Source organism: Nonomuraea sp. MG754425 (genome assembly GCF_021699195.1).
GTDB lineage: Bacteria > Actinomycetota > Actinomycetes > Streptosporangiales > Streptosporangiaceae > Nonomuraea.
The window spans coordinates 26376-38648 of sequence record NZ_SSXE01000085.1 but is presented as its reverse complement, the minus strand read 5'-3'; the positions used below and the strand labels follow the sequence as shown (position 1 = coordinate 38648).

The window sequence follows — 12273 nt, the reverse complement described above, 5'->3', positions numbered from 1 at the left end:
AAGAGACAGGATCTCGGGACGCGCCGGGGTGGACAAGGCCATCGCCCAGATCTCGGCGGGCGGGGCGGTGCTGGTGTGGGATCCGGACCGGGAGACGGAAGGCGACGTGATCTTCGCCGGCGCCCGGCTGCGGCCCGACGCGTTCACGTTCATGCTCACGCAGTGCTGCGGGCATCCCACCGTGCCGTGCGCGGGCGAGGTGCTGGAGCGGCTGGAGATCGCGCCGATGCCGGGCGAGGGCGACCGGCACGGCACCCGGCCGCACGTGCCCGTGGACCTCGCGGAGGGCACCGGCACGGGGGTGTCGGCCGCCGAGCGGGCCGCGACCGTGCGGCGGCTGGCCAGCCCGGAGGCCCGGCCGGGCGACTTCCTGCGGCCGGGACACGTGTTCCCGCTCATGGCCAGGCCGGGGCTGCTGCCCGAACGGGCCGGGCACACCGAGGCGACCGTGGCGCTGTGCGTGGCGGCCGGGCTGCCGCCGGTCGGGGTGTGCTGCGAGATCATGAAGCCGGACGGCGTCATGGCGGGGGCCGCCGATCTGGAGGCGTCCGCGTTGCGGTGGGGGCTGCCGTTGATCGACGTCCGCGATCTGCGCACGTATCTGTGACGTCGCCCGTGTGAGGCGGGCCCGGCGTGCGTCCCCCGAGCGACGGCCCCTACGCGCGGCTCGGCGTCGGGTACGCCCGGCGCAGGGTGCCCGACCCGCGCCTCGGGGCGATGACCGACGCGGCGTTCGGCACCGGCCAGGACCGTGGCGAACGTCGGGGCCGGGACCGGTAGTGCCACCGGTGGATTCCGCTCCGGGCACGGCTTCGTCATGGTGGGAGATATGTAGCCGTGTGCGAAGTTTTGGTAGCGCTGCGTGTATAGACCGTTTCGGTACGGGTAGCGCCGATGCATTGGCTCCTCGGAGGGGGAAACCGTGGACATCAACATCGGCCAGGGCATCTCGGACGCCTGGCGAGGGGTGGCGACGTTCGTTCCGAAGCTGGTCGCGTTCCTGGTGATCCTGATCATCGGGTGGATCGTGGCCAAGGCGTTGGAGAAGATCGTCGACAAGGTGCTCGAACGCGTCGGCTTCGACCGCGCGGTGGAGCGCAGCGGTGTGCGGCGCTGGCTGGAACGCAGCAAGTACGACGCCAGCAGCCTGCTCGCCAAGATCGTCTTCTATGCGATCCTGCTGGTCACGCTGCAGATTGCCTTCAACGTCTTCGGGCCCAACCCGGTCTCGTCGTTGCTGGCCTCCGTGGTGGGCTGGCTGCCCAAGGCCCTGGTGGCCATCGTGATCATCGTGGTGGCCGGGGCGGTGGCCAGAGCCGTCAAGGACATCGTGGCCGGGATGCTCGGCGGGCTGTCGTACGGCCGCTGGGTGGCGACCGTGGCGGCGATATTCATCTGGGCGCTGGGCATCATCGCGGCGCTGAACCAGATCGGCGTGGCCACGACCGTGACGATGCCGGTGCTGATCACCGTGCTCGCCACCATCGGGGCGATCGCGGCGATCGGCTTCGGAGGCGGGCTCGTCCGGCCCATGCAGCAGCGCTGGGAGCGCTGGCTGGGCCGCATCGAGCAGGAGGCTCCGCAGGCCAGGGCGCACGCGGAGGCGTACCAGCGGGGGCGTGAGGACGCCCGGTCGATGACGGAGGAGACGGCGCCCATCCGGACGTCGCCCGGTGGCGCGCACCGCTCCGACATCCCTCCGGACTGATCTCCGGAGGGGCCCACACCGTTCTCGGGCCGCCCCAGGCACGCCGCCTGGGGCGCCCGCCTTGCCAGGACGGGAAGCGGCAGGCGCGCCCGACCGGCCGACGTCGCCCTCACCCGGAACGGCGACAAGGCCGCCAGACGGGAGCAGCCGCCAGGCAGGGGCTGTCAGGCAGGGATGGCCGTCGCACGGAGTGGCCGTCAGGCGGGATGACTGTCAGGCAGGGGTGGCCGTCAGGCGGGGTGGCCGTCTTCGAGGAGGCCGAGTTCGCGGGTGAGCCAGCACACCGCCGTCAGCCGCAGCGACGGCGCGTCGGGGTCGCCGGTGAAGACCCAGCCGCGGTGCCGCAGTTCGTCGAGGAAGCCGAGCAGGTAGTCGCCCAGGGTCTCCCGGTCGAGCGGGATCGCGTCACGCAGCACCGCCGCGTGCTGGTCGACCACGGCCTGCAGCCCCGGGTCGCCGTCGATCCTGGCGAGCTGGGTGTCGCCCAGGACGTGCATGAGCCAGCGCAGGGGCGAAGCCGCCCATCCCTCCTCGAAAACCACCCGCCAACTTTAAAGCATCTTCCAAGGTCAGCGGCCCGCGTCGAACGGCAGTCCCACGTAGTTCTCCGCCAGCGTGGTGGCCGCCGCCTCCGAGGACGTCACGTAGTCGAGGTACGACAGTTGCAGCCGCCGCGCGTACGGGTCGTCCTGCTCGAAGGTGTGCAGCAGCGTCGTCATCCACCACGAGAAGTGCTGGGCCCGCCACACCCGCTTCAGGCACGCCCGCGAGTAGCCGTCGAGCAGCGTGGTCGAGCCGTCGGCGAAGTAGGCGGCCAGCGCCTCGGTCAGCACGCGCACGTCGGCGACGGCCAGGTTGAGCCCCTTGGCGCCGGTGGGCGGCACGATGTGGGCGGCGTCGCCCGCCAGGTAGAGCCGTCCGTACTGCATCGGCTCGGCCACGAAGCCGCGCATCGGCGTGATCCCCCGCTCGGTGATCTCGCCGGTGGCCAGCGCGAAGCCGGGCACGGTCTCCAGCCGGGCGCGCAGTTCGGCCCAGATCCGCTCGTCCGGCCAGTCCGCCAGCCGGGCGTCGGCGGGGACCTGCAGGTAGAAGCGGCTGACGGTGGGCGAGCGCATGCTGTGCAGGGCGAAGCCGCGCTCGGTCCTGGCGTAGATCAGCTCCTCCGACGACGGGGCCACCCACGCCAGGATGCCGAGCCAGGCGAAGGGATATTCGCGCTCGAAGACGCTCAGAACGCCGTCCGGGATGGCCGGGCGGGACACCCCGTGGAAGCCGTCGCAGCCGGCGATGACGTCGCAGTCGAGCCGCTGCCCGCCGAACGTGACGTACGGCTCCGACTCCAGCGCGTGCAACCGCACGTCCTCGACCTCGAAGCGCACGTCGCCGCCGGCCGCGAGCCGGGCCGCGATCAGGTCCTTGACCACCTCCTGCTGCCCGTACACGGTGATGGCGCGGCCCGGCACGAGCCGTTCGAAGGGGATGCGGTGGGCCGCGCCGCCGTACCTGAGCTCGATGCCGTGGTGCGGCAGCCCCTCGCGCAGCATGCGCCCGCCGACGCCGGCCTGCGCCAGCGTGTCCACCGTGCCCTGCTCCAGCACCCCGGCCCGTACGCGGCGCTCGACGTACTCGCGGCTGCGCCTCTCCAGCACCACGGACGAGATGCCGCGCAGGTGCAGCAGGTGTGACAGCAGGAGACCCGCGGGGCCTGCCCCGATGATCCCGACTTGTGTTCGCATGAGGGAAGCATCCTTCCTTGACCGGAATTTGGCCGAGAGGCACCTTCCACTGGATGGAAAATCCTTACAGGATGGACGGCATGTCCGGTGGAGCCCGCGAGAAGGGGCGCTCGGTGACGTCCAAGGTGCTGGCCATCCTGGGCGCCTTCGACGCGGCGCGCCCGCAGCTCACGCTCACCGAACTGGCCGAACGCAGCGGGGTGCCGCTGAGCACGGCGCACCGGCTGGTGGGAGAGCTGGAGGCGTGGCGGGCGCTCAGCCGCGCGCCCGACGGGCGGCTGCGGGTGGGCCCGCGGCTGTGGGAACTGGGGCAGCTCGCGCCGGACCGGCTGCGGGAGCAGGCCCATCCGTGGCTGCAGGAGCTGTTCGGCTCGACGGGCGAGAACGTGCACCTGGCGGTCAGGGACGGCCTGGAGGTCCTGTACGTGGACAAGGTGTACGGCAGGCGGGCCGTGCCCATCGTGTCCAGGGTCGGCGGGCGGCTGCCGATGCATCCCACGGGGGTCGGCAAGGCGCTGCTGGCGTACGAGCCGGACTGGTTCGTCCGGGCCTACCTGGAACGCGCGCTCGAACGCCCGACCCCGCACACGATCACCGAGCCGGGCCGGCTGGCCAGGGAGCTGGCCGCGGTGCGCGCCCAGGGATACGCGCTGACGTCCGAGGAGATGACGCTCGGGTCGTGCTCGGCGGCGGTCCCGGTGCTGGTGGACGGACGGCCGGTGGCGGCGCTGGGCATCGTGCTCGCCTCGCGGCGGGCCCGCGAGCTGCCCCGCCTGGTGGAGCCGCTGCGCCAGGCCGCCGCCGGTGTCGCCGGGGCCTACCGGCGCTCGTGAGGTCCGGTCAGTCCCCCAGCTTCTGGATGCGGTCCTTGAACAGCGTGGTGGCGATCGCCGCCTTGTGCGGCTGCCCCTTGAGGAACGCCTGCGCGAAGCTCTTGGCCTGGTCGTAGGAGACCTTGCCGGGCATGGGCGGCTCGTTCGGGTTGACGTCCACGTCCACCAGGGCCGCTCCGTCGTGGGCCAGCGCCTGCCCGATCGCGTGGGCCACGTCCTCGGACTTGGTGACCTTGGCCCCGAACCCGCCGCACGAGCGGGCCCAGGCCGAGAAGTCGGCCTCGGGCGCGGCGAAGCGCACCCCGTGCTCCGGGTAGCCGAGCACCATCTGCTCCCACAGGATCTGGCCGAGCGAGTTGTTGTTGTTGACGACGACCTTGATCGGCAGCCGGTGCTGCACGGCGGTGAGGAACTCGGCCATCAGCATCGAGAAGCCGCCGTCCCCCACGTACGCGATGACCTGGCGACCGGGGAAGGCGTGCTGCATGGCGACGGCGTACGGCAGGCCCGGGGCCATCGAGGCGAGCGTGCCCGACAGGTAGAACTCGCGACCGCCGCGGATGGTCCAGTGGCGGGCCGCCCAGGTGGCGATGGTGCCGCTGTCGCAGGTCATGATGGCGTCGTCGGAGGCGAGTTCGTCGATGATGGACATGACGTACTGCGGGGCGATCGGGTGCCGGTCGGGGTTCTCCAGCGCCTCCATGTCGGAGCGCCATTTCGCCATCATCTTCTGGTACTTAGCCAGGTGGCCGTGGTTGTCGTGGGGGGCGAGCAGCGGCAGCAGCGCCCGCAGGCCCTCCTTCGCGTCGCAGACCACCGGCACGTCGGTGGCGATGCGCGCGCCCGCCCGGGTGGGGTCGGCCTCGAACTGCACCACCCGCGTGTCGCGCACCTCGGGCAGGAACTTGGAGTACGGGAAGTTCGTGCCCACCATGAAGAGCACGTCCGCGTCCTCCATCAACTCCTCGCTGGCCCGGGTGCCGAGCAGCCCGAGCCCGCCCGTGGTGTACGGGGAGTCGTCCGGCACGACCGCCTTGCCCGGCAGGGTCTTGACCACGGGCGCCCTGAGCGCCTCCGCCACGGCCAGCACCTCTTCCCTGGCGTGCAGCGCGCCCTGCCCGACGAGGATGGCGGGCCGTTCGGCCCGGTTGAGCACTTCGGCGGCCCACTCCACGTCCTCCGGCCGGGGCGCGCCGGGCGCCTGGAGGTAGACGGGCGCGGTCTGGGGGGCGCGCGCCGGGGCCACGGTCCGGTACGGGTCCGACCCGGCCTCGGCCACCTGGATGTCGTTGGGGATGGTGAGGTGGGCGACCCCGCGGCGCGCGTAGGCCGTCCTGATCGCCAGGTCCACCAGTGAGGGGAGCTGGGCCGGGTTGGTGATCATCATGTTGTACTCGGCCACGTCGGCGAAGAGCCGGTCGAGGTGCACCTCCTGCTGGTAGCCGGTGCCCAGCACGGACGTCTCCTGCATGCCGGTGATGGCGAGCACCGGCGCGTGGTCGAGTTTGGCGTCGTAGAGGCCGTTCAGCAGGTGGATGCCGCCAGGGCCGGAGGTGGCCAGGCACACGCCGATCCGGCCGGTGGCCTTGGCGTAGCCGGTGGCCATGAAGGCCGCGGCCTCCTCGTGGTGGACGAGCACGAAGCGCACCCGGTCGCGGTGGCGCCGCAGGCCCTCCATGATGCCGTTGATGCCGTCGCCGGGCAGGCCGAAGACGGTGTCCACGCCCCATGCCGCGAGCCGTTCGATCAGGGATTCCGATGCGATTCGTGCCATGTGAGCGGCCCTACCCCGCTCCGGGGCGCACAGACGCGGGAGTGAGATTCATTGACATTTCTGGAAATTAGCGGGTAGGGGACCCGCATGCGCATTCTGGTCACGGGAGCCACCGGCATGCTGGGCGGGGCTCTGGTGCCCGCCCTGCTCAAGGCGGGCCACGAGGTGCGGGCGCTGAGCCGCGCCAAGCGGGACGACCGCGGCAACGTCGAGTGGAAGTGGGGCGACCTCGTCTCCGGCAACGGCGTCCGGGAGGCGCTGGACGGCGTGGACGCCGTCGCCCACCTGGCCACCGGCGGACGCAGGAGGCGGGGCGCGATGGACGTCCCCGGCACCAGGACGCTGTTGCTCCTGGCCCGCGCGGCGGGAGTGCCGCACGTGCTGTTCACCTCGGTGGTGGGGGCCGACCGCGCCGCCTACGGCTACCTGCGGCACAAGCTGGAGGCCGAACGCCTGGTCGAGGAGAGCGGGCTGGGCTGGACGATCCTGCGGGCCACCCCGTTCCACCAGTGGCTGCACCGGCGGCTGCGCGCTCTCGCGGCACTGCCCGTGCTGCCCGTGGACCGTTCCCTGCTCTTCCAGCCGGTGCACGCGGGCGAGGTGGCCACCCGCGTGGCCGCCCTGCTCAGCGCGGGCCCGGCGCACCGGGAGATCGACTACGGCGGCCCGCAGATCCTGGGCGGCGACGAACTCGTCCAGACCTGGCTGCACGCCTCCCACCTGCACCGCACTCTCCTGCCCGTGCGGTATCCGGGCCGCCTGCGCGCGGCCCAGCGCGCGGGCGAGCTGACCACGGACGCCGCGCCCAAGGGCGAGATCACCTGGCACGACTACCTGATGCCGCCGGCCCCGATCCTGTCGGACGATTTCGCCTCCGAGCACACCGCCTCGCCCACGAGCCCGGCCACCCAACCGGAGCAGGACCCTGACCTGCGCGTATACGGCGGCGACGAAGGCTACGAACGTCCGACACGAAGCTAGCCTTATATGCCATTTCATGACACTTCGCCGACTTGTTGATACCTGTCGGTTATTAGAAGATGTGTCCGGTGATGAGAGGCATCCCGCTGACTGAGGACTTCGCCAACGGCGGGGTCTCCTTCTGGTACCGGCAGATCGGCCTGCCCGCGCGGCGGCCCGCGCTGCCGGGAGCCCGCGAGTACGACGTCGCCATCGTCGGCGGCGGCTACACCGGCCTGTGGACCGCGTACTACCTCAAGCAGACCGACCCCGGCCTGCGGATCGCGATCCTGGAGAAGGAGTTCGCCGGGTTCGGCGCGTCGGGGCGCAACGGCGGGTGGCTCTCGGCCGAGTTCGCCGGCTCACGCAGGCGGCACGCCAAGGCGCGCGGGCGGCAGGCCATGATCGACCTGCAGCGGGCGATGTTCCGCTCCGTGGACGAGGTCATCGAGGTGACCCGGGCCGAGGGCATCGACGCCGACGTGCACAAGAGCGGGCTGATCCACGTCGCCACCAACCCGGCCCAGCGCCGCCGCCTGCGTGCGGGGGTCGCCGACCTGCGGCGATGGGGCTACGGCGCGGACGACGTGCGACTGCTCGACCGCGACGAGCAGCGCGAGCGCGTGCAGGTGGCCGGGGCGCTGGAGGCGTCGTACTCGCCCCACTGCGCCCGCATCCAGCCCGCCAAGCTGGCCGTCGGGCTGGCCGCCACCGTGGCCCGGATGGGCGTGGACGTCTTCGAGGACACCACGGTGACCGAGATCCTCCCCAGACGTCAGGGCCTGGCCACGGCGGTCACCACGCGGGGCGTCGTGCGCGCCGAGTACGTCATCCGCGCCACCGAGGGCTTCACCGCGAGCCTGGCCGGGCAGCACCGGCAGTGGCTGCCGATGAACAGCTCCATGATCGTCACCGAGCCGCTGCCCGCCGAGGTGTGGAAGCACATCGGCTGGCACGGCAGCGAGTTGCTGGAGGACGAGGCGCACGCCTACGTCTACGCCCAGCGCACCGCCGACGACCGGATCGCGATCGGCGGGCGCGGCGTGCCGTACCGCTTCGGCTCGCGCGTCGACCGGCGCGGCGTCACCCAGCGGGAGACGGTCGCCCTGCTGTGGCGCATGCTCGTCAGGCTCTTCCCGGCCACCGCCGACGTGCGCGTGCAGCACGCGTGGTGCGGGGTGCTCGCGGTGCCGCGCGACTGGTGCTCGACCGTGCACCTGGACCACGCCACCGGCCTCGGCTGGGCCGGCGGCTACGTGGGCAGCGGGGTGACCACCACCAACCTGGCCGGCCGCACGCTGCGCGACCTGGTGCTGCGCCGCGAGACCCCGCTGACGGAGCTGCCGTGGGTGGGCCGGCAGGTGCGCCAGTGGGAGCCCGAGCCGCTGCGGTGGGCCGGGGTGCGGCTCATCTACACGCTGTTCCGCGCCGCCGACCGCCGCGAGAACGAGCGCCTGGCCACGACCTCGGCGTACGCGCGGCTGGCCGACCTCATCTCAGGACGCTGAATCTCCGGTCTCAGGACGCCCGCCGGCCCCGCGCCCCCACGGGTCGTAGTCGGCCTCCAGCGGCTCCTGGGGCGGGCGCTCGGCCTCCGGCACGTGCTGCAGGTTGACCCGGATGCGGTACCACACGCTGCTGCGCCCCCGCATCGCGTCGACCAGCACGTCGGCGGGCTCGAGCCGGGCGGCGACCGCGGGGTGGCGGGCCTTCCACCGCTCGAACCCGGCCATCGCCTCGTCTTTGTGCTCCGCCTTGGCGATCTCGATCATCGGCATCGTCTGCTGCCTGCGCCCGCTGCCCTTCGGCGGCTTGGGCGCGGGGCCGAGCTCTTCGGCCAGGGCGAGCAGGCCGTCGAGCGAGCCGGGGTGCCGGTCGATGTCCGCCCACGGGTCGCCGATCTCGGCCAGCCGCCGGGGCACGGTGTCGAGGGTGAACGCCTCGGGACGGCAGCCCGGCACCTCGTCCCAGGTCAGCGGGGTGGACACGCGGGCGTCGGGCACGGCGCGGACCGAGTAGGCCGAGGCCACCGTGCGGTCGTAGGCGTTCTGGTTGAAGTCGACGAACACGCCGTGCCGCTCCTCCTTCCACCACCGGCTGGTGGCCAGGTCGGGGGCGCGCCGCTCGACCTCGCGCGCCACCGTCTCGGCCGCCTTGCGCACCTTCGCGAACGGCCAGCGCCGCTCGATGCGGGCGTAGACGTGGAAGCCGCGCGAGCCGGACGTCTTCGGCCAGGCCACCAGCCCGTGATCGGCCAGCACCTCCCTGACCACCAGCGCCGTACGCAGCACGTCGGCCCACTCGACGCCCGGCACCGGGTCGAGGTCGATGCGCAGCTCGTCGGGCCTGGACAGGTCGTCGGAGCGCACCGGGTGGGGATTGAGGTCGACGCAGCCCAGGTTGACCACCCACACGAGCTGCGCCAGGTCGGTGCAGACCACCTCTTCGGCGCTCAGCCCCGAGCGGTAGCTCAGCTCGGCCACCTCGATCCAGTCGGGACGCTTGGCCGGGGCCCGCTTCTGGAAGAACGCCTCCTCCTCGATGCCGTGCACGAACCGCTTGAGCACCATCGGACGCCCGCGCACGCCGCGCAGCGCCGCCTCGCCCACGGCCTCGTAGTAGCGGACCAGGTCGAGCTTGGTGCGGCCGGAGAGCGGGAAGACGACCTTGTCGGGGCTGGTGATGCGGACCTCGCGCCCGGCGACCTCGATGTCAGGCATGAAGGTCACCCTACGCGGACCGACCGACAACCTCCCGGCTCAAAGACCGTGGCGGCCCGCGCCCGCCGCGAAGCGGGCCGCGCCCTCGGCCGCGGCGGGCAACGACACCAGCCCGTGCCGCAGCTCGTTGCGCATCGCCTCGTCCTCGGTCAGGCCCTCCTGCTCCAGCGCCGACATCCGGTCGCCGCGCAGGCACTCCTGCGGGACGCCCGCGAGCTGCGCGGCCAGCGACTCCGCGTGCCGCCTGGCGGTGCCGGCGGGCACGAGCCGGTTGGCCAGCCCCCACGCGTACGCCTCCGGCCCCTCGACGGGACGGCCCGTGAGGATCATGTCCATGGCCCTGGAGGCGCCGATGAGCCGGGGCAGCCGCACGGTGCCGCCGTCGACGAGCGGCACGCCCCACCGCCGGCAGAACACCCCGAACACCGCGTCCTCCTCGGCCACCCGCAGGTCGCACCAGAGCGCCAGCTCCAGCCCGCCCGCCACCGCGTGCCCGGCCACGGCGGCGATGACCGGTTTGCTCAGGCGCAGGCGGGTCGGGCCCATCGGCCCGTCGCCCTCCTCGCCGACGTGGTTGTCGAACGCCTTGAGATCGGCGCCGGCGCAGAACGTGCCGCCCTCGCCCCACAACACCGCCACGGCGGCGTCGGAGCGCTCGAACTCCCGGAACGCCCGCGTCAGCGCGTCGGCCGTCCGGCGATCGACGGCGTTGCGCGCCTGCGGCCTGCTGATCACCACGGTGGTGACCGGGCCCTGGTGCTCCACGCGTACGGTCATGCGGCCCTCCTCCGGGAACACGCAGAGCATACGGGCCGCCTCAGTCACCGGTCTCGGTGAAGGCTCCCGTGCGGAGGTCGTCGAAGTGTTCCAGGTCGTCGGCCGGGCCGTCGATGCCGCGCAGCGGGCCCTGGTCGGCGAGGCGGGCCCGCGCGTACAGGCGGGCCACGAGGGCCTTGCGCCCGCCGTGCCCGGCGCGCTGCTCCCAGCCGGCCTGCTCCAGGAGCAGCGCCGCCGCGTACACGTCGGCCATGAGCTGGGCCAGCGGGTACAGCCGCGCCTCGGCGAGCGCCGGTGCCAGCCCCGACCAGGCCGTGATCGCCTTGCGCAGGTCGGCGACGCGCTGCTCGACGAGCGAGACCGTGGCCGCCTCGCCGCCGGGGGCCTGGCCCAGGGCGGCTTCGAGCCGGTCGAGGAACGGCTCGTGGGCGGCCTCGCGCAGCATGGCGCGCCGCACGTCGAGGCAGAGGATGTAGTCGCCGCCCTCCCAGATCGGGTTGACCTGCGCGTCGCGCAGCAGCCGGGCCACCGGCCACTGCTCGACGTAGCCGTTGCCGCCGTGCACCTCGACGGCGTCGCCGGCGGCGGTCACGCCCAGGCGGGCGGCGCGCAGCTTGATCAGGGCGGGGGCCAGGCGCAGCCGGGGCCCGGCGTGCCCGTCGAAGACCATCGCCTGCGCGGCCTCGACCTCGACGATCAGCTCGGCCAGCTTGCGCCGCATGAGCGGCTGCTCGGCGAGCGGCCGGCCGAACGCCTCGCGGGCGCGGGCGTAGCAGATCGACTCCACCAGCGCCCGCCTGGCCACGCCGACGCCCATCATGGCCACGCCGAGCCGCGAGGCGTTGGTGAGCTTCATCATCGTGCCGAGGCCCGAGCCGGAGCCCGCCCCCGCCAGCAGGAACGCCTCGGCGTCGGCCAGCTCGACCTCGGCGGAGGCGACGGACCTGGTGCCGAGCTTGTCCTTGAGCCGGCGGATGCGCACCCCGTTGCGGCGGCCGTCGCGCCGCTCCCACAGCACCAGGAACGGCGCCACCGCGCCCTCCGGCAGCCTGGCCAGCGCCACGAACGCCGAGCCGTTGGCGTTGGAGGCGAACCACTTGACGCCGTTCAGCAGCCACGCGTCGCCGTCGGGCTCCGCCGTGGTCTCCAGCGCCGCCAGGTCGGAGCCGCCGGTCCGCTCGGTGAACATCTGGGCGGCCTCGCCGGAGTAGTAGCCGTCGGCGAAGATCTCCCGGACCCGATCGCGGACGTCCGGCGGCGCGTGCTTCTCGGCGAGCGAGACCACCATGTCCCCGCCTGTGCCGAGCGCGCAGCCCATCCCGATGTCGGCCTGGTCGAGCAGGTACGTCCACGCCGCGCCCAGCACGGCCGGGTCGGCCCCGTTCGCGCGGGCCTGCTCGGTGAACGCGGGCGAGGTGAAGTTGTCGGCCATCAGCGCCCGGCGCGCGGTGTGGAACGACGGCGGCATGACGACCTGGCTGACGTCCCTGCCCCACTTGTCGTACTTCTCCAGCCGCGGCGGGTTGCGGTCGGTCTCCTCGGCGCACTCGGCGACGAGGCCGCCCATCAGCCCGCCGAGCCGGTCGAGGTGCGGCTGCGCCCAGGCGAAGCCGTCTCCCAGGTACCGCCGCATGAGCAGGCGGAGCGTGGGGTCGCAGCGCCACCAGTTGCGCCCGGCGGCGCCCTGGTAGCGCTCGGTGGCGTAGCGGTCACTGTGGTCGAACGGTTCGACGAGATACCGGCCCATACCTTCGAGTGTTAC

Annotated in this window: 12 protein-coding genes; 6 read left to right on the top strand and 6 right to left on the bottom strand. The window is 72.9% G+C overall.

What is annotated here, in order from left to right; translation table 11 throughout:
* The 3 genes from FAF44_RS27510 to FAF44_RS27500 all read left to right on the top strand — a co-directional run.
* Nucleotides 1-607: 3,4-dihydroxy-2-butanone-4-phosphate synthase (locus FAF44_RS27510; protein WP_237106168.1), on the top strand; the 607-nt coding region annotated here is incomplete at its 5' end.
* Between the two features lie 26 nt (nt 608-633).
* The gene (locus tag FAF44_RS27505; protein WP_237106167.1) at nt 634-780 is read left to right on the top strand and encodes a hypothetical protein; all 147 of its coding nucleotides are present in this window, start codon (nt 634-636) and stop codon (nt 778-780) included.
* A 142-nt stretch (nt 781-922) separates the two neighbouring features.
* Nucleotides 923-1708 (top strand): hypothetical protein, encoded by a 786-nt coding sequence (locus tag FAF44_RS27500; RefSeq protein ID WP_237106166.1) that lies wholly within the window; start codon nt 923-925, stop codon nt 1706-1708.
* A 230-nt stretch (nt 1709-1938) separates the two neighbouring features.
* Here the strand turns inward: FAF44_RS27500 and FAF44_RS27495 are convergent, their stop codons facing one another.
* On the bottom strand, nt 1939-2250 hold the full coding sequence (locus tag FAF44_RS27495) for a DUF6401 family natural product biosynthesis protein (protein WP_237106165.1): 312 nt from the start codon (nt 2248-2250) through the stop codon (nt 1939-1941).
* 27 nt (nt 2251-2277) lie between these two features.
* Complete coding sequence (locus FAF44_RS27490; RefSeq protein ID WP_237106164.1) at nt 2278-3447, bottom strand: 4-hydroxybenzoate 3-monooxygenase; 1170 nt, start codon at nt 3445-3447, stop codon at nt 2278-2280.
* An 80-nt stretch (nt 3448-3527) separates the two neighbouring features.
* Between FAF44_RS27490 and FAF44_RS27485 the strand changes: the two genes are divergently transcribed.
* Nucleotides 3528-4280, top strand: coding sequence for an IclR family transcriptional regulator (locus FAF44_RS27485; RefSeq protein WP_237106163.1), 753 nt, complete (start codon nt 3528-3530; stop codon nt 4278-4280).
* A 7-nt stretch (nt 4281-4287) separates the two neighbouring features.
* On the opposite strand, the gene FAF44_RS27480 is transcribed toward FAF44_RS27485, so the two are convergent.
* On the bottom strand, nt 4288-6054 hold the full coding sequence (locus FAF44_RS27480; RefSeq protein ID WP_237106162.1) for a thiamine pyrophosphate-binding protein: 1767 nt from the start codon (nt 6052-6054) through the stop codon (nt 4288-4290).
* 87 nt (nt 6055-6141) lie between these two features.
* Between FAF44_RS27480 and FAF44_RS27475 the strand changes: the two genes are divergently transcribed.
* Together FAF44_RS27475 and FAF44_RS27470 are read left to right on the top strand one after the other, a co-directional pair.
* The gene (locus FAF44_RS27475; protein ID WP_237106161.1) at nt 6142-7035 is read left to right on the top strand and encodes an SDR family oxidoreductase; all 894 of its coding nucleotides are present in this window, start codon (nt 6142-6144) and stop codon (nt 7033-7035) included.
* 71 nt (nt 7036-7106) lie between these two features.
* Entirely contained in the window at nt 7107-8522 is a 1416-nt protein-coding gene (locus tag FAF44_RS27470; protein ID WP_237106160.1) for an FAD-binding oxidoreductase, read from the top strand.
* On the opposite strand, the gene ligD is transcribed toward FAF44_RS27470, so the two are convergent.
* Genes ligD through FAF44_RS27455 form a run of 3 tightly spaced genes read right to left on the bottom strand, consistent with a single transcriptional unit; the run spans nt 8511 to nt 12258 of the window.
* Nucleotides 8511-9734 (bottom strand): non-homologous end-joining DNA ligase, encoded by a 1224-nt coding sequence (gene ligD, locus FAF44_RS27465; protein ID WP_237106159.1) that lies wholly within the window; start codon nt 9732-9734, stop codon nt 8511-8513. The genes FAF44_RS27470 and ligD overlap by 12 nt on opposite strands.
* Before the next feature lie 39 nt (nt 9735-9773).
* Nucleotides 9774-10511, bottom strand: coding sequence for a crotonase/enoyl-CoA hydratase family protein (locus FAF44_RS27460; protein WP_237106158.1), 738 nt, complete (start codon nt 10509-10511; stop codon nt 9774-9776).
* 40 nt (nt 10512-10551) lie between these two features.
* On the bottom strand, nt 10552-12258 hold the full coding sequence (locus tag FAF44_RS27455) for an acyl-CoA dehydrogenase family protein (RefSeq protein WP_237106157.1): 1707 nt from the start codon (nt 12256-12258) through the stop codon (nt 10552-10554).
* Between the last annotated feature and the right edge of the window lie 15 nt (nt 12259-12273).

Excerpts from the sequence above, each read along its gene's own strand:
- FAF44_RS27490 (WP_237106164.1), bottom strand. The coding sequence starts at position 3,447 with ATGCGAACACAAGTCGGGATCATCGGGGCAGGCCCCGCGGGTCTCCTG.
- ligD (WP_237106159.1), bottom strand. The coding sequence starts at position 9,734 with ATGCCTGACATCGAGGTCGCCGGGCGCGAGGTCCGCATCACCAGCCCC.
- FAF44_RS27470 (WP_237106160.1), top strand. The coding sequence starts at position 7,107 with ATGAGAGGCATCCCGCTGACTGAGGACTTCGCCAACGGCGGGGTCTCC.
- FAF44_RS27485 (WP_237106163.1), top strand. The coding sequence starts at position 3,528 with ATGTCCGGTGGAGCCCGCGAGAAGGGGCGCTCGGTGACGTCCAAGGTG.
- FAF44_RS27455 (WP_237106157.1), bottom strand. The coding sequence starts at position 12,258 with ATGGGCCGGTATCTCGTCGAACCGTTCGACCACAGTGACCGCTACGCC.
- FAF44_RS27475 (WP_237106161.1), top strand. The coding sequence starts at position 6,142 with ATGCGCATTCTGGTCACGGGAGCCACCGGCATGCTGGGCGGGGCTCTG.
- FAF44_RS27480 (WP_237106162.1), bottom strand. The coding sequence starts at position 6,054 with ATGGCACGAATCGCATCGGAATCCCTGATCGAACGGCTCGCGGCATGG.
- FAF44_RS27460 (WP_237106158.1), bottom strand. The coding sequence starts at position 10,511 with ATGACCGTACGCGTGGAGCACCAGGGCCCGGTCACCACCGTGGTGATC.